Source organism: Salinivibrio sp. PR932 (assembly GCF_001996125.1).
GTDB classification, from domain to species: Bacteria; Pseudomonadota; Gammaproteobacteria; order Enterobacterales; family Vibrionaceae; genus Salinivibrio; species Salinivibrio proteolyticus.
Genome location: NZ_MUFM01000040.1, coordinates 1 through 24,652 on the forward strand (window position 1 = coordinate 1; position 24,652 = coordinate 24,652).

Below are 24,652 nucleotides of genomic sequence, written 5' to 3' on the forward strand. Positions count from 1 at the left end.
CGTATTATGTGTTAGGTTATCATTTTATAATAATTGTTTTAATATGATAATTTTATCATTTAAAGGATAGAACACCCCTCCTGAATGAAAACTGAACAAAAAAAGATTGCAGCAGGGTTAGTGTTTCTAAATGAAGAAGCAGGGTGAAATGATAAGAAAAAACATTACGTTATATTTTTTAGGACTATGTTCAGGTTATGTTCAGAAAAGTAATGTACGCCAGTTGAGAGGTAGTTATTACTAGTCACTCCCAAGCAATAAAGTGAAATGTATGAAAGTGTACACTTTTCAGTTTAACCCGCGTTTATTCAAACTAAACTCAACAATCTCGAGGCTCAAATTTCCAAGCCTATTTGATGATTATTACAAAGCTTAGGATAAGTCAAACAGTCTCATTTTTTCAATAATTAGCTCATATGCGCGTTGAAAAACAGGGCCTTTAGCGCCTTTCTGGCTTGTTAACAATACACAAGGCCAAAGTACTTCTTGCGCAGAAAATCCGCTACCTGTTATCTTAATGATCTTGTCGTCAACAAACGGTGACGCTAAGTGATCGGGTAAGATAGTCCAAGCATCGGGTGTTCTGTTTAAACATTCAACCATCATATTCACTTCTGTAAAACTACAGTAAAAAGGACTTAAAATTGTCAAATCCTCTAATTCTGATGCTAAGAAACTCTCTAAAATAAACTGTGGCTTTACTTGAAGGTAAGACCTTGTATAGGAATAACTTTCACCTATCTTAGGCTTATTTACATATAGTGAACATGCAATCTGACCTAGCGTGAGTGCATCGAGCCCATCTTTTGGTTTCGCCCGATTAGATAGAATTTGTATACTCATATCAATAACTTGGTCACTCAAGTCATGAATGGCCTTAGTTTTATTCTGACATAATAAATTAATTTTAGACGATGGAAACTCTACAAGAAGTTGATGTCTGACCTCAACAATCACCTGGCGAGGAATCGTAGTATCATAGGAAATCGTCAGAGATCCTTCTATACCATGAAAAATACCATCAGCCAAACTCTGAATCTCTTTTTGTTGTTCAAGCAATAATTTACTGTAATTATAAATTTCTTTTGCCTCGTCTTTGAGTACCGGAAGCTTTCTATCACGATTAAAGAGATCGACGCCTAACTCTATTTCCAGGTAGCTCACGAGCTGATGAACAGATGATTTATCTTTCTTTATCCTGCGTGCTGCTGCGCTAAAGGAGCCACATTCCACTACCGCAACGAAAGCTTCTACTTGCTCAAACGTAAACATTGTCATTTCTACCGCCAGTCCGATGTTTGGATAATCCCAACATAACAGAGGTGCATTCATCGGAAAAGTGCGTAAGGCTTATCCCAATTGGGAAGTAGTAGGCACAGAGATGAGACTGCCGAGGGTTATTAACTAATGAAAAATACATCAAGACCAGAGCACATTAGTAATGATAGAAAGGGAATAGCTAAATGGTTTAGCTTGGCTGTATTACTGATAGCACAAATTGGAACCATGGGTGACAACTCTGGCCTCTCTGTTGCGACCGAGTCCTTAATCAGTGAGTTAGGTGCTTCAGTCTCGGACATCGCCTTTGCTAATGCTATGTATCCCATGATTGCAGGGGCATGCATGGTCGCAGGAGGAATGCTAGGTTTAATCTGGGGATGGAAGCGCCTGTTTCAAGTGGGCGCTCTGCTTCTTTGCACTTCTGAAATCATTGCATCCTACACTGATAGCATCCAAGTATTTATTTTTATAGCAAGAGTCTTGTCTGGCTTTGGAGCCAGCTTTCTAATTCCTGCTGTATTAGGACTAATCGCTGGGATATACACAGATAAAAAGGATAGAGCTATTGCATTTGGCGCGGTAGCGGCTGCTTTAGGGCTTGCTAACACTGGTGCTCCGCTAATATTTGGGCTTCTAATCGACAGGTTTAATTATCGTGTTGCGTTTGAGTTTCTTGCTGTTTGGTTTGGGATAGTATTTTTGTTAGGTTTCTTTCTTGACAAGGTTGAAAATCAGAAAGAAAAAATAAGTTTTGATTTTATAGGAAGTATACTCGCTTCAACAGGGCTAATCTCTTTTATTTTTGGATTATTAAAAATTCCCGAGTGGGGCGTGCTCTCACCGTTATTACCAAACATACATATTTTGGGTATTAGCCCTACGTTACCTCTAGTGGCCTTCGGTATTGCTGTTTTATTTATTTTAATCAAATGGGAGGAGAAGTTTGAAATAAAAAACGGTTCCTGCTTAGTGCCAAAGTCATTCATATCATCTCCTCAGCTCAAAGATGGACTTTACATGTGTGGCATAGTCTTTTTTGTCTTAGGGGCTTATATTTTAATTGGAATTACCTATTGCCAGTTGGTTGCTGGGTACAGTGCTACTGATACCGCAATGTTACTCTCGGTATTTTCTATTGCTATGTTATTCACTTCACTTATCACCCCCACTAAATTCGCTAATATATCTTCTAGAAAACTATGTATAATAGGGATTTATTTATGTTTTTTTGCTGCATTATCTGGCGCTCTAGGCACTGAAACCGATTCAGTCAATGTCATCTTTTATGGGTCTTCCTTATTTACAGGTCTTGGCTGTGGCATTATCGCTTCCCAAGCATCACTGATTGTGACCGCTGCGGTCAACCAAAGAGACGCTATTCAATCTGGAGGTGTACAAGCAACCTCTCGGAATATAGGGCAAACTATTGGTATTGCAGTTCTTGGTAGTGTTTTAATGTTTTCACTAACAAGCACAGTGAAGTCTGACACAGAAAATAGTGAAATAATCAGCAGTAAGACCAAAGAGCAAATAGAAGGCATATCATATATTCCTTTCTCTAGTGATAAAGATTTTTATACGCTTATATCAGAAAATATCACGCAAGAGAAAGACTACCCTGAATTAGTTAACATTAATAAAGAAGCAAGAAAGTCATCTGCTCAATTATCTTGGTTAGTTCTTTCAATAATATGTTTGATTAGCACTTTCACTTTAACAAAAAACATCCCTGACTATTCACTGTCAAAGCGTAAATCATAAGAAGAGGTTATCAAAATGTGCACACAAATATCAATTAAAACATTAAATGACGATATTATAACTGGACGAACAAACGAGTTCGGTCAATATTACAGAAACAATATCAGTTTTTTCCCGAGAAACTACGAAGTTCCAAACGTTGCCATTGGAAAGTGTACTAATAATTACAAATCAAAATATGCAGTTATTGGCTGTAATGTAGGAGACTTGTTCGGTAAAGAAGCGTCTTGTCTTAGTTTTTTATGCGATGGAATGAATGAAGAAGGATTATCTGCGGGAGTGCTATATTATCCTAAAATGGCAACATATGATATTGTAGATTCAGCCACAGAAAAAATGATTGATATACTCGCTGCACCTTATTTGATCTTATCTCAATGTAAAAACGTTGCCGAGGCTAGAGAATATGTGGAATACCACCAGGGGAAATTTGTAGTTCTAACTGGCACCGAATATCCTGGACACTTCTTATTTATCGATAGAGAAGGTGACGCAGCAGTCTTCGAGCCTGATCAAAAGGGTCGTATAGAAATAAAAGCGTCAAATGGTATTATGACTAATAGTCCTCAATATGAATGGCATCTAAAAAATCTAGGGGCATATTCAAACATTCAACAATTTGATACAGAAGACTCTGTTCTTCGAAACCTTGATGGTAGCTCTGTATTATCTCATGGCACATGCGGCGCTTTCGGTTTACCCGGTGATACATCGCCTAATTCACGTTTTATAAAAGCAAATTACTTAGCTAGTGCAAGCACTAAATCAAATGTCGTGACTGCAGAAGATGGTGTTCTTCGCCTTATTCGAATATTCAATAACTTTGATATTATTCCGGGAATGGCATTAAAGCGTTTACCTCAGAAAAAAAATGAAGAAGAAGCAAGCGGAGAGGTTCCCAACACAGCAGTAGATAATGCCGTTGAAACTGATTTTGAAAATACGGTTTCAGCTCATACAGATCACACGATTGTCAAAGACCTTACTAATCTCAAACTTTACTATAAAGACTGGGCAAACCAGTCAATACGGTATGTCAGCTTTGACGATTACAATCTTGATGGAAGCGAACTTCTAACGATCAAGATGGTAGAAGATCAATCGTTAAAAGCACAGAAAGTCATTATGAAGTAACCAAATAAAAATTAAGAGGAGGGGTTGAGCCCCTCCCCTAATTATTTTACAACCTGTTCAAATTTAAACCAAAACCATTCATTGTACAATGGCCGATTGTATTGCTTCCAGTTGCTGATTTTGTACTTGGATTTTCTCATCATTCAAGACCTGTTTGAGGCTTTGATGATCTGATCGCGGCTCGGATGATAAGTTCAATGATTTAGGAAACAACGCCGGTCAGGCCCATAGTCAATGCCTAAATCTATCTGTAGAGCTGTTTTTAATCTGCATCTAGAACATTGATATGGCGAGCTTATTTTATTATACTCAACATCCTGCGCACCCATATGATTAGCAAATTCTTCACCTTGTTACGTATCGCTGACTAGAATTAGTGCTATACATCCTGTTTAACGAGTGAGCGAGCCTTGCTGAGTTTATGTCGACGCCCTGTTGTACGCGTGCTGTTGGTGATACTGCTGTTGGGAATGACCGGCTTGGTCCATGCGGCTACGCCAACTGTGCGTTTAGTCACGCTAGAATACCCGCCCTATATTCAGACTTCAGACGGCTCCCTTGATGGTGTGGCGGTACGAGTTGTCCGCCAAACTTTTGCCAAGCTCGGTTATGAGGTAGAAATTGAAGTACTGCCATGGGCGCGAGCACTCTATCAAGTCCGAACCGGCTTAGCGGATGGTATATTCACCATATTCAAAACGTCAGAGCGCGAAGCCTTTCTCGATTACTCTCAGCAGGTTTTATTCCAGCAAGGGATCCGCTTAGTTCATCGCCACGATGTCAGTGTCTCTGAAGATACCATTCAATCGTTTAATTTTAGCGCATACTCCGTCTGCGTGATCAATCAAGTCAGTTACGGCAGCCGAATGGATGCTGCCTTGGCACAAAATCATTTCGATCAGGTTTTCCGCCTAACTCGCGCGCCACAGTGCCTTCGGATGTTGGAAAGTGGCCGAGCACGCCTGTGGCTCAGCAACCATTTTGGTGCACGCGCGCTGATTAATCAGCTTAATATGAAGGATGTTGTCGAGATCAACCCCCATCCTATTGAAGACACCCCCAGTTACATTGCCTTCTCTAAAGTGCAAGGGCTATCAGCTCTACGCGACCAATTTGATCACGCGTTAGCAGACATGAAAGCCACCGGAGAGTATCAAGCCATCATTGATGACTTTTTTAATGATTAATCGCTGACATTCCCGCACAAGGTTTTAAAAGCGACTGACAAACGCTTGACAGATTGTTCTCCCGACATCGCTACATTCTGTGCCATCTGAACAAGCAGCATTAAGGCACACTATGAAACCTATCGCTCTCACTCTCCTACTTACACTGGGTCTCACTACTCAGGCGGTGGCGAAAGAAAAAACCAATATCTCGGCGGGTCTTGCCGTCGACCAACAACTGAGTGCAGTCCTAGAAGTCGACGATCAATACCGTTTTACCCTTGGCAATGACGGCACCGCATTTGATTACCTTTTTCAACACGGCACGTTTGATAATCCCGATATCCCGGTTGATTGGTATGTGGGAGCCGGTGGATGGGCCGAGTGGGATGATGATTATGGTGTTCGTTTACCGGTTGGACTCGATTGGGCCATCACCAAACAAATCAGTGCTTACGGTCAGGTGCATCCAGAAGTCAATTTCCACGATGGTCCAGAACTGCAACTTGGCGGCGCGCTGGGCGTAACCTACGCGTTTTAGATAGATCCATTCTCATCACGCCAAATCATGCATACAAGCGAGCCTTATCAAGGCTCGCCGTATTTTTAGGAGTGATTTATCCATCGGCTATGGCATCCGGCATGAAGAAAATATGTCATTATCGGGCTGATAGACACGTGTTTCTATGTCCATCACGCCAAGTAACGAATGAAAGATATTATCGTGAGAGTAATGGCCAGCCTCCATCGCCTTTTCACGCAAACAAGAGGCGTTGATAGACTTGGCTTGCTTAAATCCATCAGAGAGCCATACCATCAACGGCACTTTCTTCTGGTAATCAGGGGCGAAACGATAAGGAAGACCATGCAAGTAAACCCCATTCTCCCCCAATGATTCACCATGATCAGAGACATACATCATCGCGGTGTTATACTGATCGCTTTTCTCTTTTAATGTTTCAATCACTTTGCTCAACACATAGTCCGTATAGCGGATGGTGTTGTCGTAGCTGTTGATGATAGTTTCTCTTTCACAGTTTTCGATATCTGAGCGCGCACAGTCAGGCTGGAAATACGCCATGTCTTTAGGGTAACGCTGAAAGTACGTTGGACCATGACTACCAATAAGATGTAAAAATATCATACGATTACCTTTCATCTCGTCGATATCTTTACCAATACTTTCAACAAGAGCCATGTCGTAGCATGTACTACCATTACAGAACTTATTATTTCCGCGCCTATCGATCTCTATATATTTTACATTTTTAGCCACACCTTTATCGCCACCATCATTATCTTTCCAAAGCACATCAACCCCAGCGCGTTTTAATACATCAAGAACATTATCTTGATGTTCAGCGATATCACGATCAAATGTATGATGTGATAAATTTGAAAACATACAAGGAACGGAAATTGCCGTTGCCGTGCCACATGAATCGACATCCTGAAATGAAATAATACCCTGCTCAGCGGTATAAGGGTTGGTTTTTCTACCATAACCGTTGACCTGATAGTTTTGACTACGTGCGGTTTCACCAACAACGAAGATAAATACACTAGGCTTATCCAATGACTGATGAATTGCTAAGTCTGATTGCTTCGCATCTTCGCCCAGCTTTACGTAAGGTATCGGCGACGAAAAGTATTGATCTTTCACATAACCAGAGAGACTATAGACATATTGTGTCGGTATAATCAATTTTCTAAGGTAGCTATTATTTCTACCTACGGATGCATAGTCTTGATAGTAAAAAACAAATATAATCGCAAGAGAAATTAACGATACGATGATGGATATTAGCTTATCTCGTAATAAAGGCAGCCACATTTTTCCGGCTGGCTGAATGGTGCAGCGCATTATAAAAATAGCGGGAGTCACACCAATGGCCAGCACCCAAACAAGTGCATAAAAACTTAAATATGCGCTTGCCTCTCCGGCATCTGTTTCGACAATATTAGTTATCATATCTTTATCAAACATGACACCATAATTGTACTCAGCGTAACACACCATGCTTGAGAGGATCACTAAAATAACAAAAAAGGGCTTAGTTATTCTCGGCCAAGAGAATAACGAAAAAATAATGTTTAAAGCAAAGAATAAGAACAGAGGGATAGAAATAACAAAGCCCGCCTTCACCTCTTCAATTGATGAAAAAATACTTTTCAACTCTTTATAAAAGGTAACATTCATCACAACAGAAAAATAGATTGCAACCAATGCAGTAAACATCGTGATGCTTATGCCGCTTTTATTATTATAACTTTTTCTCATTTTATATTTACCGCACATGACACCCACACAAACAGGGCGAGAAAAATTGAAACAAACACGGCAGATGAACCAATATCCTTTGCCTTCTTACTGACTACATGCCACTCATCACCAATACGATCGATCGCGGCCTCAATGGCTGAGTTTACTAACTCAGCAATAAGGACAAGCCCTAAACTCGCTACCATTAGAATGCGCTCGGTCGAGGTGACTGGAATAAAGTAGGCTGTGATCATAAGAACAAAAGCAATCACACTTTCTTGCCGAAATTCCGCTTCAGACTTCCACGCCGACTTTAACCCCATCACTGAATAACCTGCCGCATCTATCATTCGATAAATGCCGGTTTTTCCTAGTTTCATGTTATTTTTACTGTCTGGTTATTTGAGAAGCGCTTAAATATATAGGAAGGCGTTTAAATACTCTGTCCATACTTTGTATGGCTGTGTCATCGTTTGTCGATCATAGTGAGAGTTGGCGAGCAATATGAACAACATCATTTCATCTAAATAAACGGGCAATATATCTATTAATCTAGCCAGGCTCACTCAACAATAGTAAGTGGATACAATAAGTATCCAGTGTAAAGTCGCTGTCATCCAAAGATGAGGTTAGATCGTAGTCATAGCCGTAACCCTCAAATAAGGACGCGACATGCTCTCATTTTTAAAGCCGAATCCGGTTAAAAAGCTTAAAAAGCAGTACGAAGCTAAGCAACAACAAGCCTTTCAGGCGCAGCGAAACGGCGACATCCGTGGTTATTCACTGCTCACCGAAGAAGCAGAAAAGATTGACCAACAAATCAAAGAATTGGAAAACAACGCTTAGCCATTTGAGACATGGCTAAACTGCCGTTTTACCAAGCGTTGGTACAGAGGGCAGCGTGCCAGCAGGTAGGTATGGCTGCCTACATCAACAAGCTTGCCTTGATCCATCACGACAATGCGGTCAGCATGCTGAATGGTCGATAAGCGGTGAGCGATAATCAAGGTAGTGCGGTCACGCATTAAAGCCGCCAAGCCTTGCTGCACCGCATGCTCACTTTCGCTATCAAGGGCACTGGTGGCTTCATCGAGCAATAAAATTCGTGGATCCTTGAGAATCGCGCGGGCAATCGCAATTCGCTGTCGTTGGCCGCCCGAAAGCCGCACGCCTCGCTCACCTAAAAAGCTGTGATAACCATCCGGTAATTGCTGAATAAAGGCATCAGCGTGCGCTTGAATCGCCGCCTCTTTGACGGCGTGCTCACTGGCGCCTGGCCTGCCGTAGCGAATATTGCCTATTACATCATCGCTAAACAGAGCGGGTTGTTGTGGCACCAGTGCCATTTGTTGGCGCAACGCTTGCGGGGATAAGCGACGAATATCTTGCCCGCCCAGCCTAATCGCACCTGACTGCGGATCATAAAAGCGTTGCAGTAATTCAAATACGGTAGTTTTCCCCGCTCCCGACGGTCCGACTAAGGCGACGACTTCACCGGGCCGAATCACAAGGTTCAACGCATCAATCGCTGCTTGATGAGGACGCGTGGGATAATGAAAATGCACCGCTTCAAAGCGAATATCGTTGCTTAATGATTGGGCATCGACACTCGGCGAGGTGGCGGGAGTGCAAATATGGCTTTGCACGTGCAACAGTTCCACCAAGCGCTCCGTCGCGCCTGCCGCGCGCTGCAACTCCCCCATCACTTCCGACAAGGTAGCCATCGAAGAGGCAACCATGATGGCGAAAAACACAAACGCACCCAGATCCCCTGCTGACATAGTACCTTGAATCACATCGCGACCGCCAACCCACAACATGCCAGTAATGGCGCTGAACACAATCACGATCACGCCGGAAATAAGAATGGCTCGTTGTTTGACGCGCTCGCGTCCGATCTGATAGGCGCGCTCCACCTCTTGACCAAATGCGGCTTTGGCGTGATCTTCTACCGCGAAGCTTTGCACGGTTTTAATATTGGTGATGGCTTCACCGGCGTAGCTGCCTACATCCGCCATCGAATCTTGGCTTTGCCGCGACAACGCTCGCACACGACGGCCATAAATCAAAATCGGCACCAGAATAAAGGGCACGGAGGCCAGCACAATCAAGGTCAGTTTAATATTGGTGGCAAACAGCATGATGATGGCGCCCACACACATCAGTGCACTGCGCATCGCCATGGAGAAGGAGGAGCCGATGATGTTTTGCAGCAAGCTGGTATCTGTGGTGATCCGCGACATGATTTCGCCACTGCCGTGGGTTTCAAAATAGCTCGGATGTAGGCCAATCACATGATCAAACACCGCTTGGCGAATATCGGCACTGACCCGTTCACCCACCGATGACACCAGATAGAACCGGAAAAAGGTGCCGATCGCGATCAATACCGTGATCAGCAAAATAAACTGGACCGCGTTCCCCAGCTCAACCAGTGATTGCTGTGCAAAGCCTTGGTCGATCAAAAGGCGAACGCCGTGTCCGACCGAGAGCGTCAATGACGCGGTAAACACCAAGGCCAGCAATGCCGCGCTCACTTGCCAGCGATAAGGGCGAATAAACGCGATGAGTTCCCACAGAACCGTCAGATTTTTACTGTTGCGACTTGAGGAAGATGGCGTCGAGGCGGCGCGCGTTAAAGCGGAATTAGCCATAAGCTCTACTTAGTGCTGTCCTTGCACATTTAGGGGCGAGTGAGCAGGATCATTAACTCGCGATTGTCGTTGATAAGCGCATCGATGGTGCATGCATCTAACTCCTCTAAAAAAGCTTGTTTGGCTTTCACCATATGATTGCACGACACATCAAACAAGCGTATCACCTCGGTAATGTTGGTAAGCTCACCCTCTGGCAACGACGCCAGAAAAATCAAGGTGCGAAGTCCGTAATCTGTAAAGCGGTTTCGTTGCACGCATTCAATCATTCTGTCCACACTCTCGCGCGTCAGCCGCGCCTATTCAAACACAACTTCGCGAACTTGGCGTTCCTGACGAACAGTTCCACTATGAGTGCTTTGGGCCACACAAGGCCTTGTAGTGCTTTATTAAGCTAGGGTTATTCAGCTTTTTAGAACAAGATGCTCAATCTTACGCCGTGTTCGCACGGCGTTTTTGTTTCTACACTGCACCTATTGTTCAGTGTCACCGCTGTTCAACATCGAATCAGTGAGGAGAAGCATTATGATTACAGTACGTCATGCCAGCGAGCGCGGTCAGGCCAACTTTGGCTGGCTACAAAGCCGCCATACTTTTTCATTTGGTAGCTATTACGATCCTCATCATATGGGCTTCTCTGCACTGCGTGTGATCAATGATGATATCGTCTCGCCTGCCGCAGGCTTTGATACTCACGGACACCGTGATATGGAAATCATCAGTCTGGTGCTGGAAGGGGAAATAGAGCACAAAGACAGCCAAGGCAACCGACAAACCCTACCCGCTGGTGAGTTCCAGCTGATGTCGGCTGGGCGCGGTATTTATCATAGCGAGTATAATGCATCGTCAACCCAAGCCTTGCGCTTTCTGCAAATTTGGATTGAGCCCAATGAGCAAGGCGGAGAGCCGGGTTATCAGCAAAAAGACTTTGGCAAGCAGGCTGGCTTTACCGTTATCGCGACCCCCACAGGGGAAGATGGCACCTTACGCATCAAACAAGATGCACGTTTGCTACAGCTGATTCTACCGCCCAGTGAATCGGTTACCTTGCCTTTGGAGGCAGGGCGCCATGCCTATGTACATCAAGTCGCGGGCACGCTCGACGTTGAAACGACATCTCTGGCTCCCGGCGATGGCGCAAAGATTGAAGATATCCATCACGTAACCTTTAGCAATAAGGGCAACGAAACCAGCCAAGCACTGGTGTTTGATCTCCCCTAACGCGCGGGTTCAGGCGCTCTGGCCTGCCGGTCTATTTGCGCGGCAGGCCTTACTCTGTGTACACTGCGCCCTTTCTTCATATATGAGAGGTTGAATGCTCACTCTATCGAATAAAGTGGCAATTCCCGACAATGAGATTGAGCTCACGGCCATCCGCGCCGCAGGGAAAGGCGGGCAAAACGTCAACAAAGTATCGAGCGCTATTCATCTGCGCTTTGACATCCAAGCCTCGTCACTGCCTGATGCGTATAAAGCCCGATTAATGGCTCTGTCTGATTCGCGCATCTCCAAAGAGGGCGTCATAGTCATAAAAGCGCAAAACTATCGCACTCAAGAGCTAAACCGAGAAGACGCGCTAGAGCGCTTACAGGCGTTAATCAAAAGCGCGATGGTAGAGCAAAAAAAACGTAAACCCACCAAGCCTACCAAGGCCTCACAACGACGCCGCGTGGATGCTAAAAAACGTAAGAGCCAAACTAAGTCACTACGAGGAAAGGTGGCTCCTTAACCGTTTCACGCCACCACTTTATTCCGACCTCCCGATTTAGCCGCATACAAGTTCGCATCCGCTTGCCGGTTAATTTCTTGGGCACATTTTGATGCCTCGCTTTGCGTCATCCCGATACTGACCGTGACTGGAATGGCGCGCTGCTGATAAACAATGGGGGTTTTCGCAATACTCTCGCGGATTCGCTCTGCCATCGTCAGCGCATCATGATGAGAAACACCTTCTAAAAGAAGACAAAACTCCTCTCCCCCTTGCCGGAATACATTGTCACTCCCCGCGACCTCAACCATAGTGTTCACCACCGATTGCAACACGACATCGCCGCCATCATGGCCATATTCATCATTAACCGCTTTAAAATGGTCAATATCCAGTACCAGAAGATGAAACTCGGCCTGCTGATCTTGTAATGCTTGATAACGATGCTTCAAAGCAAGGCGGTTATTGGCTCCGGTTAGCGGGTCACATGTAGCCAGTTTACTCAGCTTGTTTTCTGCCAATACGCGATTGATTTCATAGGCATGTGAGACAACGGCAATAGTGACGTAACAAAACGAAAAGTTAAGCATCATCGTCAACATATCGAAATACTGCTCGGCATAAAACTGAAAGGCGATATTAACTATTTGGATGAGAAATAAAGAAACAGTGGCCAAAAACCCCGCTTTGTATCCTGACAGTAGGTAATAAATAATGGGGAAAATCAACGTCCAAAAGAACACGCCAGTGTCCGTTGGCTTCAAAACCGTTCCCGCAATCACCAATAGTGTCAAGCTGGCCGACATGATGTATTTGTGGCCATTAAAAATGGTCGTTTTAGAGGTTTGTCGATATACGTGCCAAGAGTAAAGCGCGTACAGCATCACAAATGACGCATAGATATAGCTTTGACTAACAAGGATATTACCAATCGCCACCAAAACCGCTAAACCACCCACCCCAAGGCTCAATCCTTTCAGCACTTTGAGGCGCAACTCAAAACTACTATTGAGCTCACTCATTTCCACTATCCATTCTCTTTGGCCCAATTTTTTGACATAACCTATGATAGCCTTGTTCATATAACATGTTAATAATAAAGGTATCAATGAATATGTGTACACGCATATTTAATAATCTAAATCGTCAGTTTCCTGTCACTGCGCGCAATATGGACTGGTTTTGGCCCATTAATACCTATTTCTATCGTTTCCCAAAAGGTATGAAAAGTCGAGGACTCGACGCCAAGTCTGCTAGCCAGCTCGGTATTGGTAAGCATCAGGTTTTCCAAGGCGCTTGAAATACACGGGCCTGGGGATTCTTTCTCCGAACCGCTTTACCCTCTCTGAACGATAACACCTCATACCTTTTTGCTTGCTTATCCGACATGGGATTGCTCTAATGTTACAAGTAACATTTTCAGCTAGTGCATTGAGATGAAAGACAAAAGAAATCGCGCTACCTTACAAGATATTGCCGATCGCGTTGGGATGACCAAAATGACAGTCTCACGCTATATGCGCAATCCTGAGTCAGTCGCGCCCACGACACGCGACAAAATTGCGACGGTGATTGAAGAATTGGGGTACATTCAAAATCGCGTCCCTGCGATGCTGTCTAAATCATCAAGTAAAGCCATTGGTATTGTGCTCCCCTCGCTGTCTAACCAAGTCTTTGCTCATTTGGTACAGGGAATTGAACGCGTCACCAAAGCGCATGGCTACGACATTTTGATTACGCACGCCGGTTATAGCGAACAGGCAGAGGAAGAGAAAATTGCCTCTTTGCTGTCTTATCAAGTGGATGGTTTGATCCTCACTGAAACTAACCACACCCCACGCACGTTACAAATGCTAAAGACAGCCGCTGTTCCTGTGGTAGAGACAATGGAGCTTCCAGAAAAGCCAATTGATATGGCCGTTGGGCTTGATCATGGGCAAGCCGCTTATGATGCGGTTCAAGCCATGATCAATAAAGGGAAAACGCAGATCGTGTACTTGGCGGCTCGGTTAGATACCCGTACTCAGCTGCGGCAACAAGGGTACGAACGCGCGATGATACAAGCAGGACTCACCCCTCGCTGTGTTGCCACCGAAGAGCATTCTTCATTTAGCTTAGGCGAAACGCTACTCAACCAAACCTTGGCTCAGTATCCCAACTGTGACGGGCTGTTTTGTACTAATGATGACCTCGCCGTCGGTGCGTTACTCGCGTGTTGTGCCAAAGGCATTGCTGTTCCGCAAACCCTCAGTATTGTTGGTTACAATGCGCTCGATATTGGCACTGTAGTCAGTCCTACACTGACGAGCGTCGCGACGCCGCGTGATTTGATTGGTGAGCGCGCTGCGACACTGTTGATTCAAGCGTTAAGCGGCGAAACTATCGCCGAAAAAATACAAGCTGTTCCACACACCATCACAAGCGGCGGCAGCCTATAACCATCACCGTTAACTGGGCGATCACGAAAATAAATAGCTCGCCCCTTCGTCGGCGCGTGATACCTGCTGACGCGCCGCAGCAAACCAATCACGTCCCCACGTATGGGTCGCTTGAGGCGGCTCTGCTACGGGACGCTGAGATAAATCAGCATGGCAAGTCAACTCGCCAGCCTTCGCGTCCAATGTGATCATATCGCCGTCTTGCACACTCGCCAATGCACCGCCATGCATGGCTTCAGGACAGACGTGTAAAGCGGCAGGGACCTTGCCCGATGCGCCCGACAACCGACCATCTGTCACCAATGCGACCTGATAACCCATTTTTTGCACATTGCCAAGAATAGGCATAAGCTTATGCAGCTCTGGCATGCCATTCGCGGCGGGGCCATTAAAACGTACCACCACAATCACATCTTGGTTGAGCTCACCACGCTGATAAGCCTGCTCGACTTGGTGCTGACAATCAAACACCCGCGCGGGCGCACAAACCACACGGTGCGCAGGATCTACGGCAGAGACTTTGATCACTGCATTACCCATATTGCCAGACAGCATGCGCAAACCACTGGTTGGACTGAAGTGTGAGCCGGGCTGAGCGATGACCGCAGTGTCGGTTGATGGAGGGGCGGCTTCCCAAACAAGCTGCCCCTGAACTAATCGAGGCGTGGTCAATTGGTCGCTAAACTGGCCGACGGCAGGTAAGGTATCGGCATGTAGTAAGCCAAGGGTATGCAGATGCGCCATCAGCGTAGGCACGCCCCCTGCCGCCTCAAAGGCATTAATGTCAGCGGGTCCATTGGGGTAGACCCGAGCCAGTAAGGGCACAACATGAGAAAGTGCATCCATATCTTCCCAGGTTAGGATGATGCCAGCGGCACGCGCCATCGCCACCAAATGAATCGTATGGTTGGTGCTGCCGCCCGAGGCCAACAACGCGACCACACCGTTTACCACGCTTTTTTCGGTCACCACATCGGCGAGTGGTCGGTAATTCGTACTTCCCGCACATTGGGAAGCTAACGCTGTTGCCGCATAGCGGGTCAGCGCTTGGCGTAATGCTGAGTTGGGGGCAACAAACGCCGCACCGGGAAGGATCAATCCCATGGCTTCAAGCACCAGTTGATTGGTGTTGGCCGTGCCATAGAAGGTGCAGGTTCCCGAACTATGATAAGCTTGGCATTCCATGGCCAATAAAGCCTCTTTGCCAAGATTGCCTGCCGCATAGGCTTGGCGCACCGCCACTTTTTCTTCGTTACTTGTCCCCGAGGCCATTGGGCCGGAGGGTACAAATAAGGTCGGCAAATGGGCATAAGCGAGCGCCCCCATCAATTGCCCGGGGGCAATTTTATCGCAGACGCCAAGCAGCAATGTTGCATCATATACGTTATGACTCAGCGATATCGCGGTTGCCTGAGCAATCACATCACGTGAAAACAAGGACATTTCCATTCCCGGCTGGCCCTGTGTGACACCATCACACATCGCGGGCACACAGCCTGCGACTTGCGCCGTATGGCCCAACGGTTGAAGCGCCGCTTTGATTTGTTCAGGGTAGCCAGCATAGGGCGCGTGCGCGCTAAGCATATCGTTGTAGGCGCTGATAATCGCCACATTGGCGGTGGTCATATCCAGCATGTGTTGTTTATCTTGTTGACACGATGCCGCCACGGCGTGAGCCATGTTGCCGCAAGACAGAGTGGTTCGCGCCTTCCCTGTATCAGCTTGCTGTTGAGTCTGACGCAAAAACGCGGAGCGCGTCGATTGGCTGCGCTGGCGTAACGCCTTTGTCACAGCCATTAAAGTCGGGTGTGTCATTTCCGAGCCTCCTTGGCTGCTAAGGCATGCACGGCACGTGTCACCACAGTATCAATGTCTGCATCAATGGCAACGCGGACAACATCAGGCTCATCGTCACCCGGCGCCTCCAACGTCGCAAACTGGCTATCCAGCATATGGGTTTTCATAAAATGCCCTTTGCGTGCTCTGAGTCTTGCGAGGATCAGTGCATAATCGCCGTCGAGAAACAAAAAGGTGACGTTCTGGTTGCCCTCACGAATGAGATCGCGATAACGACGTTTCAAGGCAGAGCATACAATCACGCCATATTCTTGTTTGTGTTCGAGACTGAAAGCAGCGTCACGGATCCGGCATAGCCATGGCGTGCGGTCATCATCGTTAAGCGGCTGCCCACTTGCCATTTTCTCGATATTTGCCCGTGGATGCAGATCATCACCATCGATGAATTTGGCCTTCAAGCGCGCTGCCAATTTCACGCCTAGGGTGCTTTTTCCCGAGCCACTGACGCCCATCACAATCACACTGCCAATTGCCATACCGACTCCTTAGCGAGATTTTAACCAGATCTCATTTTTGATAACGCATTCAATAATTTTCTTTATCTTAGTGTGGTTACCGGTAACATGTTACCGGTAACTATGAGATTTGTGAAGTTTGACACAAACATCCTGGTCGGAAGAGGTGAGCCATGGAACTACTCGCACAAAGCCCTGAACCCACTACCCTACTCTTGATAGCATTGGGCGCTATCGCACTGTTATTACTCCTAATAATGAAGCTGAAGGTGCATGCATTTGCATCACTCACACTAGTCAGTTTAGGTACCGCATTGGCCACAGGGATCCCTGTCGATAAGGTGGTACCAACCATGATGAGCGGCTTTGGCGGCACCTTAGCATCGGTCGCTTTGCTGGTCGGGCTTGGCGCGATGATCGGGAAGATCCTCGAAGTCACCGGTGGTGCGAATGTGCTCGCCGATACACTGATCGCTCGGTTTGGCGAAGCGCGTGCTCCCTTTGCACTCGGGATCGCCTCGTTACTGTTCGGTTTCCCTATCTTTTTTGACGCTGGGCTAATTGTGATGATGCCCATCATGTTTAGTGTCGCGAAACGCTTAGGTGGCTCCCCCATAAAGTATGCTCTTCCCGTCGCGGGGGCGTTTGCGGTTATGCATACCTTCGTTCCGCCACATCCCGGTCCAGTTGCTGCCTCAGATTTACTCGGCGCCGACATGGGCCTGCTTCTCATCGTCGGGCTGCTGGTTTCGCTCCCCACTTGGTATTTAGGGGGTTATTTATTTGGCTTGTATGCGGGTAAGAAATTCAATATCCCACTCGCAAAAGCGTTTTTAAACACCGAAGTCATGTTTAAAAGCAAAAAGGATTACCCCGCCTTTTCAACTGTATTAATGATTTTATTGCTCCCAGTGCTACTCATTTTCCTTGATACAGGCCTGAACGCGCTGAGCGTGGCGGGTATGGTCAACGGGGAGAGTGCTTGGGTCGGCTTTTTGCGTATGCTGGGTAAAACACCCGTTGCACTGCTCATCACTCTATTGACCTGTTTACTGGTGTTCGGCCAAAAGCTGGGTAAAAGTAAAATGGAAAAGCTGTGCTCTGATTCGTTAGCGCCAATTTGTGCCGTCATTTTGGTGACCGGCGCCGGCGGCATGTTTGGGGGTGTCTTGCGCGCGAGCGGTATCGGTCAGGCACTTGCCACCATGCTATCAGACACAGGTATGCCAATCATTCTGGCTGCATTCGTGATTGCCACCTGCTTGCGCGTTGCACAAGGCTCCGCCACCGTCGCACTCACCACCACGGCCGCACTTATCGCGCCCACCGTGTCGCATACTGTGGGCTTATCCCAATTGGATTTGTGTTTTATTGTCATCGCAATTGCAGGTGGGGCTACCGTTTTATCGCATTTCAACGACTCTGGCTTTTGGTTGGTATCGCGACTGCTCGAAATGGATGAAAAAACCACACTTAAAACTTGGACTGTGATGGAAACCCTGCTCGGAACCATCGCGTTTGTTATCGTAGCGCTGTTAAGCGTTTTACTGTAAGGGATCTTCATGACTGAACTGAATCAACGCCTTAAGGCGATACGCATCGTGCCGGTAATTGCGATTAATCATGCGGAAGATGCCGTACCGCTCGCCAAAACCTTGGTCGATAATGGCCTACCCTGCGCCGAAATTACTTTTCGTACTGATGCAGCCGCAAACGCTATCCGTCAAATGCGCGATGCGTATCCCGAGATGCTGATTGGTGCCGGAACCGTACTCACACCAGCGCAAGTCGACGCCGCAATAGATGCAGGAGCGGATTTTATTGTTAGCCCCGGGCTCAACCCCATCACAGTAAAACACTGCCAACAACGTGATATTGCCATTATCCCGGGGATCAACAATCCCAGTTTAGTCGAGCAAGCCATGTCGCTGGGGCTGGATACCGTGAAGTTTTTCCCCGCGGAAGCGTCAGGCGGTATTGCGATGTTAAAAGCGCTCTCTGCGGTGTATCCCGTCAGTTTTATGCCGACCGGTGGCGTGAGTGAAGAGAACGTGAGCGATTATCTCGCCTTACCCAAAGTGCTGGCATGCGGTGGCACTTGGATGGTGCCCGCCACGCTCATTGATGCCAAAAAGTGGGACGAGATTGCGCGTCTCGTCCAAGCCGTAGCGGCTTAACTAAAACGATGGCCCGCCGCGTTTGCGTGGGCCATCGCGCTTCAATTTCATCCCGTCTCTTTTCCTTCTGTGAATAGTACCGACCAATAAACACGGATCCTCTCCACTAAGCGCCTAATTTATTCATATACTGTTTAGAGTGTGTTCACCCTACGTGGTGGTGAATCGGATTGGCAAGGGATAGGGGTAGGATTTATGTGGAAACCGGGTGCTTGTTTGCGGTGGGCCCAGCGGGTAGTTTTCACACTCATATGCTGTATAACTCTCTCAGTCAGTGTGTCTGTTCACGCTACGCGTGCGGACGACCAATCCACCGTTAAACCGACTCTAAAAGTTGCGAACTCTCACTCCTGGCGACCCTTTTCATATCTTGACCGCAACCAAGAACCCAAAGGTATTCTAATTGATTTTTGGCAAGAGTTCGGTACCCGCAATGGCTATGATATCGAGTTTTTACTGACCGATTGGCAAACCTCCATTGACTTGGTTCGCTCTGGACAGGCCGATGTACACGCTGGCTTATTACAGTCACCAGAACGTCTCACGTTTATGGACTTCGGTACGCCGCTTTTTGCCATCGACACGCAAGTTTTTTTCAGTCAATCCATGATGGGTATATCCGCTGACTATGTGCTGGCTGGTGAGACCGACAATGTGATAGGCGTGGTCAAAGGAGGGTACGAGCAAGAGTTTATGGAAACCACGTTTCCTTTGGTTTCACTACGCCTTTTCCCCAACAACCAAGCGATGCTTGATGCGGCATTATCCGGTGAACTACACGCTTTCGTTGCCGACTTACAAGTCGCGAATTATCATCTTTACACCACCACCAATCAGAATCTCTTTATTCCGGTTCGCCATCTTTATACCGAAACCCTGTATGCAGGATTTGCAAAAGGCAACACAGCTTTGCTCAATCAAGTGAGCAATAAGTTTAACTGGCTAGATGATGATACCAAACGCCAGCTCCTAAACCGTTGGGTCTACTATGATGTCGAGACTGTTTATCCCGCTTACCTGTTTCCCACACTGATTACCCTTGGCGTCTTGATCGTGGTCAGTTATATTTTGCTGCTTAAGCGAAATGTTCGTCAAAAGACGCGCGCGTTGCAAACCGCCAATACCCAACTCCAAGAACAAGCCATCACTGACTCATTGACACAGCTACATAACCGGCGTTTTTTTTATCAGTGTTTAAAAGAAAAACAAGGGGAGCCGAAAAACATGGCACTGATGGTCTTTGACATTGATGATTTCAAAGCATTTAACGACGGATTTGGTCACGCGCATGGTGACGAAGTGATCTGCTTTGTCGCGGAGACGGCCAAGAGCCTGCTACCCAATGATGCGGTACTTGCACGTATTGGCGGTGAGGAATTTGGGGTCCTTCATCCCTTTTCCAGTGCTGAACGTGCACTCTCGCAAGCGCGGTTATTGTGCGATGAAATTGCGCGACAAAGCCTCGCGCGCTTTAATCATCCCATGCCTGTGACGATCAGCCTAGGTGTGGCCTATTATCCTGATGGGCTCAGCGATAGCGAAATCGTCGAAGCAGACAAAGCTATGTATCAAGCCAAAAAGCAAGGCAAGCACTGCGCCGTACTCAATGTCATTTAACCACGGTACTGGCTCTGATTAGCAGTCAAAGCGGTTGGCTGCTTACGGTGGCAAACGCCACATGCAATGAACAAAAGGCGGCCACCTGTTTGTCGCCGCCGACGGGGTCACTAGCGATTTTTCTGCTCAGCAAGCCGAGACAATACACGTGTGAGCAAACGTATTCTGGGCTCCACCGAATCCAGTTGAAGGTATTCGTCGTCACTGTGGAAATTCGCTCCAACTGGCCCAAAACCATCCAAACTGGGGATCCCAATGGCAGCGGTATTATTCGCATCAGATCCGCCACCTACCGCTTTCCAATGAATTGGAACACCTTCATCAAATGCAGCCGCTTCGACAAGATCCATCAAGTGCTCTGTTTCAGGCGTCGGAACCATGGCCGGTTTATAAGCTTCGCGAACCAATTCAATGGTGATATCAGGCGTGTAAGGATGAGAGGCGCGGGCTTGGATGGCTTGATCGAGCGCATCATAGGCGGTGTTATCCCAGAACCGAATATCAACCAATGCCGATGCATGCGCGGCCACAATATTCGCTCCCGTTCCGCCTTCAATCACGCCAGCATTAATACTGGTGCCGGCCTCAACATCTTTCATACTATCGAGCGTCACTAGCCAGTGAGCCAACTCTGTGATCGCGCTACGTCCTTTCTCTGGTTCATTCCCCGCGTGCGCCGCACGGCCTGATATGGCTATTTTATACCGTGCCATGCCTTTACGCGCTTTCACTAAACCACCGTCAGCCCGCGCTGCCTCTGCCACCAGCACATAACGTGCATCGCGTGCAACGGACGCCAGCCAGTCACTAGAATGTATCGAGCCCACTTCCTCATCGGGATTCATACAAATGCAAATGCTGAGTGCCTCACGTTCAGCGTGCGGCAATGCGCGCAATGCATACACGATATTCAACAAGCCCGATTTCATATCGGATACACCCGGGCCGTAGGCAAAGCCCTCTTCCACATGCATCGGGCGCTCAGCTGCTGTGCCTTTTGGAAACACAGTATCCATATGGCCAATCATCATTACATCAATATGCGGGTCGGTGGGCTGGTTTCGGATCTCTAATCCAACCCCTGCCTCACCACAATCGACACGCTTAATGTGCCAGCCTGTCATTTGTTCATACTTTTCTGCCATCAAGGCTGCAATCACCTCAATGCCGTCGCGCTGGAACGTGCCACAGTCGACGTTCACCAGAGGCGCTAACTCATCCAAGTAGCGTTGCAAAGAAAACATCATCATGCCTCCTAAAGTAAAAGATTCATTACCCACATCGCACCAAAAGCATTGAGAATCGAAATGCCAACCATGATGGGGATATAACGGCCTTCGGTACCAATCGGGCCCATCACTCGGCCGATGTATTGCACTTGTGAGCCCATTAAATAGATAGCGGGGACCAAAATCGCAATGTGGGTGCCGGTGAGAATGCCTTGGTCAAACAAGGTGATCACCACACCAACCGCGCCTCCCATTGACATCCATGCCCCCATTAGCACGGCAGCCGCTTCGCCGGGTAAGCCAAACACTGCCATCACAGGCGAAAACACCTCGCCCATCAAGCCTAATAACCCGGTAATTTGCAGCGCCTTGATAATCACAAACGCCATGACCACATTAGGAACCGTCGACGTCGTCGCAATGTGCCAACCTTTTTTTGCCCCTTCGACAAAGATGTCGGTGATCATGGGTTTACTGCTGGAAGAATGAGTCATGACGCGTGCTCCTCTTGATAGGATTGAGACTTATCTCGCTGTGGCCCTTTACCCTCGGTGATATTGAGGTAGACACGAAATACATTGGCGCCGATGAACTTAAACAAGAAGATCACACCAATCGCGAGGCCAATCGACGAGGTCACGGCCAACGAGCCATCTGACAGCGTCAGAGTAAACAACACGGCACCCGATGAGAAAAAATTGACGATGGTTGCCCCAGCCGTGAACTGAAACATGGTGAACACATCCGTTTCCCGTTTGGTCAAGTACCCCTCATCTTTGAGTTGACGTGTCATCGCCGCCCCCGCATCTGTGCTCTGCATAGAGGCAATTAATGCCAATCCTGAGTTGCCGGGAATGCCCAATACTGGTTTCAATAGCGGAGTTAAGAGTCTGCGCGCCGCATCAAGTGCCCCATAGTGTTCAAGCACACTGATCATACCGAGTGCGAACATCACCGTGGGAATAAGGGTCAGCGCAAAAATAAAACCGTCTCGTGCACCACTCCCGCCTTTACCGCGAAGTGACGTCGTTGCTACCTCCACCGACCCATCGGCCGCCGCTGTCGCTTGATAAGCCACCTGCCCGAAGGATCCGTTCAAGGTGGTAAAATCAAACACGCCGTACCATTGATTGGATTGCAACAACCCCGAGAAAAAAACAATCGCAAAGACCAATGCCAAGTAACATCCCCATGTCACTTGTCTGTCTGTTTCGGTTGGATGTGTCATAAACCGCCCTCATGCTCAATCAACATTGGGCTTATCATCGAGGCAGACACAGAAATGAAAGTTGATAATTATCAACCTATTGTGCAAGAAGATAGATGGGATTTACATAATATGGGCTGATTCAAAACCTAACAAATTAAGCCAAGCTAAATCATGATGAATGTGACACTAACGGCTGATTTAATTAGGTTTATCTGTCACTACTAAAGGATGCGCGTAAATCGCTTCGGATAAGAAATTCACTAGAAATACATAAGTAAAGCTAATAAAAAAGCGCCCGAAGGCGCTTTTCGTCGGGCGACAGCGTACTGACTTAACCCATCAGGTTATAGAGCAACGCAGAAATCGCCAGCATACCGGTCACAAAGATAAAGTAAGTGCCGACTTTACCGCGATACTGCGCCAATGCTTTGACTTTATAAGCCGCGACAGTGGGCATAATAAAGAGGATCATCGCAATCACAGGGCCTGATAATGCCCCCATCATGTCAAGTATGCTGGGGTTAATCACCGCACACCACCAGATGGCAAAGAACATCACCACAACACCCAGCTTATCCGCTTGCTTGTAGGTCAACTTGCTATGTTTGGTTACCAAACCATTCAAGCTTTCACGCGCGCCAAGGAAATGCCCTAAAAACGACGATGTGATCGCAATGAATGCGACAAGCGGGCCCAGCGTACCGATAAAGGGATTATGGGTGACGTTAGCAAGGTAAGAAAGCACAGACACATTTTGCGCTTTCGCTTCCGCCATTTGTGCTGGCGTGAGTGTCAGCACGCACGAGAAGACAAATAAGAGCACAAAAGCAACTAACATCACGCCCGCGCGCTTAAGAATTTGCTCTGACTTGCCTTGTGCATCATTGCCATAGTGGCGACGCTGAATGTTAGCAAAACTTGAAATCGCCGCAGCATGACTAAACGAGAAGATCACCACAGGCACCGCAAGCCACAGGTTCATGCCTAGTTCACTCATCGGCGGTAGGGTCAAGTTAGGCGTTTGCCACGATGGCACAAGATAGAACGACAAAAATGCCAAAATAGCCACCAAGGGGTACACCATAGCGGCGAAAGCGCGCAGCATGAGGCGCTCTCCACCTAGCATGATCGCAATCATGCCCGCCACTAACACACCGGATAATAAGATACGATTAGGAGATACCCATCCCAGTTGATTGACTAAAAAGCTGTCTACCGTATTGGTTAATCCGACGCCGTATATCAATAAAATGGGGAAGATAGAAAGGAAATACAACACCGAGATCATCCGGCCCGCATTGGCACCAAAATGCTCGGCGACCACATCGGTAAAATCTGCGTCTTTATGGCGAGAGGAGAGCACAAAACGTGCAAGCCCACGGTGTGCCATAAAGGTCATGGGGAAAGCAAGCACCGCCATGATGATTAACGGCCAGATCCCACCCATACCAAGGTTAATGGGAAGGAACAGGATCCCAGCACCGACAGCGGTGCCAAATAGGCTGAGCGCCCAGTGGGTGTCATGTTGGGTCCAACGAGTGGATACACTCTTTTCGGAGACTTCTATAGTTTGGTTCACGTCAAACTCTCTTATTTATAATATTTTGTGCGGTTGCATAGTAGCGAGTTCGACCGGATATATCACATAGATGTAATAGATATATGTACTAATTGTTTTGTTAAAAACTTGTCACATAAACTG

General features: G+C 47.1%; 24 protein-coding genes. 12 read left to right on the forward strand and 12 right to left on the reverse strand.

Annotated elements, in window-relative coordinates:
- Positions 1 to 372 precede the first annotated feature (372 nt).
- Complete coding sequence (locus tag BZG84_RS14495; protein WP_077479616.1) at positions 373 to 1,332, reverse strand: LysR family transcriptional regulator; 960 nt, start codon at positions 1,330 to 1,332, stop codon at positions 373 to 375.
- Between the two features lie 75 nt (positions 1,333 to 1,407).
- Here BZG84_RS14495 and BZG84_RS14500 point away from each other — a divergent pair, with 75 nt between their 5' ends.
- The 4 genes from BZG84_RS14500 to BZG84_RS14515 all read left to right on the forward strand — a co-directional run bounded on the left by BZG84_RS14500 (position 1,408) and on the right by BZG84_RS14515 (position 5,883).
- Complete coding sequence (locus tag BZG84_RS14500; protein WP_077678390.1) at positions 1,408 to 3,042, forward strand: MFS transporter; 1,635 nt, start codon at positions 1,408 to 1,410, stop codon at positions 3,040 to 3,042.
- A gap of 15 nt (positions 3,043 to 3,057) precedes the next feature.
- On the forward strand, positions 3,058 to 4,176 hold the full coding sequence (locus BZG84_RS14505) for a linear amide C-N hydrolase (RefSeq protein WP_077479614.1): 1,119 nt from the start codon (positions 3,058 to 3,060) through the stop codon (positions 4,174 to 4,176).
- 410 nt (positions 4,177 to 4,586) lie between these two features.
- A complete protein-coding gene (locus BZG84_RS14510; RefSeq protein ID WP_077479613.1) occupies positions 4,587 to 5,363 on the forward strand; it encodes a substrate-binding periplasmic protein in 777 nt (258 codons plus the stop codon).
- Positions 5,364 to 5,475: 112 nt separating this feature from the next.
- Positions 5,476 to 5,883: a hypothetical protein gene (locus BZG84_RS14515; protein WP_077479612.1), complete on the forward strand. Its 408-nt coding sequence runs from the start codon at positions 5,476 to 5,478 to the stop codon at positions 5,881 to 5,883.
- A gap of 87 nt (positions 5,884 to 5,970) precedes the next feature.
- Here the strand turns inward: BZG84_RS14515 and BZG84_RS14520 are convergent, their stop codons facing one another.
- Both BZG84_RS14520 and BZG84_RS14525 read right to left on the reverse strand, forming a co-directional pair.
- Complete coding sequence (locus tag BZG84_RS14520; protein WP_077479611.1) at positions 5,971 to 7,623, reverse strand: phosphoethanolamine transferase; 1,653 nt, start codon at positions 7,621 to 7,623, stop codon at positions 5,971 to 5,973.
- Positions 7,620 to 7,985 (reverse strand): diacylglycerol kinase, encoded by a 366-nt coding sequence (locus BZG84_RS14525; protein WP_077479610.1) that lies wholly within the window; start codon positions 7,983 to 7,985, stop codon positions 7,620 to 7,622. Before BZG84_RS14525 ends, BZG84_RS14520 begins: the two co-directional genes overlap by 4 nt.
- A 292-nt stretch (positions 7,986 to 8,277) precedes the next feature.
- On the opposite strand from BZG84_RS14525, the gene BZG84_RS16245 reads away from it, so the two are divergent.
- Entirely contained in the window at positions 8,278 to 8,451 is a 174-nt protein-coding gene (locus tag BZG84_RS16245; protein WP_106406577.1) for a DUF6435 family protein, read from the forward strand.
- Here the strand turns inward: BZG84_RS16245 and BZG84_RS14530 are convergent.
- Both BZG84_RS14530 and BZG84_RS14535 read right to left on the reverse strand, forming a co-directional pair.
- Complete coding sequence (locus tag BZG84_RS14530; protein WP_077678391.1) at positions 8,448 to 10,259, reverse strand: ABC transporter transmembrane domain-containing protein; 1,812 nt, start codon at positions 10,257 to 10,259, stop codon at positions 8,448 to 8,450. The genes BZG84_RS16245 and BZG84_RS14530 overlap by 4 nt on opposite strands.
- Before the next feature lie 29 nt (positions 10,260 to 10,288).
- Positions 10,289 to 10,516, reverse strand: coding sequence for a hypothetical protein (locus BZG84_RS14535; protein WP_077479623.1), 228 nt, complete (start codon positions 10,514 to 10,516; stop codon positions 10,289 to 10,291).
- Positions 10,517 to 10,784: 268 nt separating this feature from the next.
- On the opposite strand from BZG84_RS14535, the gene BZG84_RS14540 reads away from it, so the two are divergent.
- Together BZG84_RS14540 and arfB are read left to right on the forward strand one after the other, a co-directional pair.
- Entirely contained in the window at positions 10,785 to 11,480 is a 696-nt protein-coding gene (locus BZG84_RS14540; protein ID WP_077479608.1) for a pirin family protein, read from the forward strand.
- A 94-nt stretch (positions 11,481 to 11,574) separates the two neighbouring features.
- Positions 11,575 to 11,988 carry an alternative ribosome rescue aminoacyl-tRNA hydrolase ArfB gene (gene arfB, locus BZG84_RS14545; RefSeq protein WP_077479607.1) on the forward strand — a complete coding sequence of 138 codons (414 nt, stop codon included), beginning with the start codon at positions 11,575 to 11,577 and terminating at the stop codon, positions 11,986 to 11,988.
- A gap of 5 nt (positions 11,989 to 11,993) precedes the next feature.
- Here the strand turns inward: arfB and BZG84_RS14550 are convergent, their stop codons facing one another.
- Positions 11,994 to 12,989 carry a GGDEF domain-containing protein gene (locus BZG84_RS14550; RefSeq protein WP_241825811.1) on the reverse strand — a complete coding sequence of 332 codons (996 nt, stop codon included), beginning with the start codon at positions 12,987 to 12,989 and terminating at the stop codon, positions 11,994 to 11,996.
- Positions 12,990 to 13,081: 92 nt separating this feature from the next.
- Between BZG84_RS14550 and BZG84_RS16250 the strand changes: the two genes are divergently transcribed.
- Positions 13,082 to 13,267: a hypothetical protein gene (locus BZG84_RS16250; protein ID WP_241825813.1), complete on the forward strand. Its 186-nt coding sequence runs from the start codon at positions 13,082 to 13,084 to the stop codon at positions 13,265 to 13,267.
- A 130-nt stretch (positions 13,268 to 13,397) separates the two neighbouring features.
- The gene (locus tag BZG84_RS14555; protein WP_198536742.1) at positions 13,398 to 14,405 is read left to right on the forward strand and encodes a substrate-binding domain-containing protein; all 1,008 of its coding nucleotides are present in this window, start codon (positions 13,398 to 13,400) and stop codon (positions 14,403 to 14,405) included.
- A gap of 21 nt (positions 14,406 to 14,426) precedes the next feature.
- Here the strand turns inward: BZG84_RS14555 and edd are convergent, their stop codons facing one another.
- A complete protein-coding gene (gene edd, locus BZG84_RS14560) occupies positions 14,427 to 16,220 on the reverse strand; it encodes a phosphogluconate dehydratase (protein WP_077479604.1) in 1,794 nt (597 codons plus the stop codon).
- The gene (locus BZG84_RS14565; RefSeq protein WP_077479603.1) at positions 16,217 to 16,738 is read right to left on the reverse strand and encodes a gluconokinase; all 522 of its coding nucleotides are present in this window, start codon (positions 16,736 to 16,738) and stop codon (positions 16,217 to 16,219) included. The genes edd and BZG84_RS14565 overlap by 4 nt, the downstream gene beginning before the upstream one ends.
- Positions 16,739 to 16,890: 152 nt before the next feature.
- On the opposite strand from BZG84_RS14565, the gene BZG84_RS14570 reads away from it, so the two are divergent.
- The 3 genes from BZG84_RS14570 to BZG84_RS14580 all read left to right on the forward strand — a co-directional run bounded on the left by BZG84_RS14570 (position 16,891) and on the right by BZG84_RS14580 (position 20,511).
- Positions 16,891 to 18,270, forward strand: coding sequence for a GntP family permease (locus BZG84_RS14570; RefSeq protein ID WP_077479602.1), 1,380 nt, complete (start codon positions 16,891 to 16,893; stop codon positions 18,268 to 18,270).
- Between the two features lie 9 nt (positions 18,271 to 18,279).
- Positions 18,280 to 18,894, forward strand: a complete 615-nt coding sequence (locus tag BZG84_RS14575) for a bifunctional 4-hydroxy-2-oxoglutarate aldolase/2-dehydro-3-deoxy-phosphogluconate aldolase (protein WP_077479601.1) — start codon at positions 18,280 to 18,282, stop codon at positions 18,892 to 18,894.
- A gap of 276 nt (positions 18,895 to 19,170) precedes the next feature.
- Entirely contained in the window at positions 19,171 to 20,511 is a 1,341-nt protein-coding gene (locus tag BZG84_RS14580; RefSeq protein WP_158074934.1) for a transporter substrate-binding domain-containing diguanylate cyclase, read from the forward strand.
- Positions 20,512 to 20,621: 110 nt separating this feature from the next.
- Here the strand turns inward: BZG84_RS14580 and BZG84_RS14585 are convergent, their stop codons facing one another.
- The 4 genes from BZG84_RS14585 to BZG84_RS14600 all read right to left on the reverse strand — a co-directional run bounded on the left by BZG84_RS14585 (position 20,622) and on the right by BZG84_RS14600 (position 24,529).
- The gene (locus BZG84_RS14585) at positions 20,622 to 21,758 is read right to left on the reverse strand and encodes a M20 family metallopeptidase (protein ID WP_077479599.1); all 1,137 of its coding nucleotides are present in this window, start codon (positions 21,756 to 21,758) and stop codon (positions 20,622 to 20,624) included.
- Positions 21,759 to 21,766: 8 nt separating this feature from the next.
- A complete protein-coding gene (locus tag BZG84_RS14590; RefSeq protein WP_077454942.1) occupies positions 21,767 to 22,234 on the reverse strand; it encodes a YjiG family protein in 468 nt (155 codons plus the stop codon).
- Positions 22,231 to 22,968, reverse strand: coding sequence for a nucleoside recognition domain-containing protein (locus BZG84_RS14595; protein ID WP_077479598.1), 738 nt, complete (start codon positions 22,966 to 22,968; stop codon positions 22,231 to 22,233). The genes BZG84_RS14590 and BZG84_RS14595 overlap by 4 nt, the downstream gene beginning before the upstream one ends.
- Before the next feature lie 313 nt (positions 22,969 to 23,281).
- Positions 23,282 to 24,529, reverse strand: coding sequence for an HAAAP family serine/threonine permease (locus BZG84_RS14600; RefSeq protein WP_077479597.1), 1,248 nt, complete (start codon positions 24,527 to 24,529; stop codon positions 23,282 to 23,284).
- Between the last annotated feature and the right edge of the window lie 123 nt (positions 24,530 to 24,652).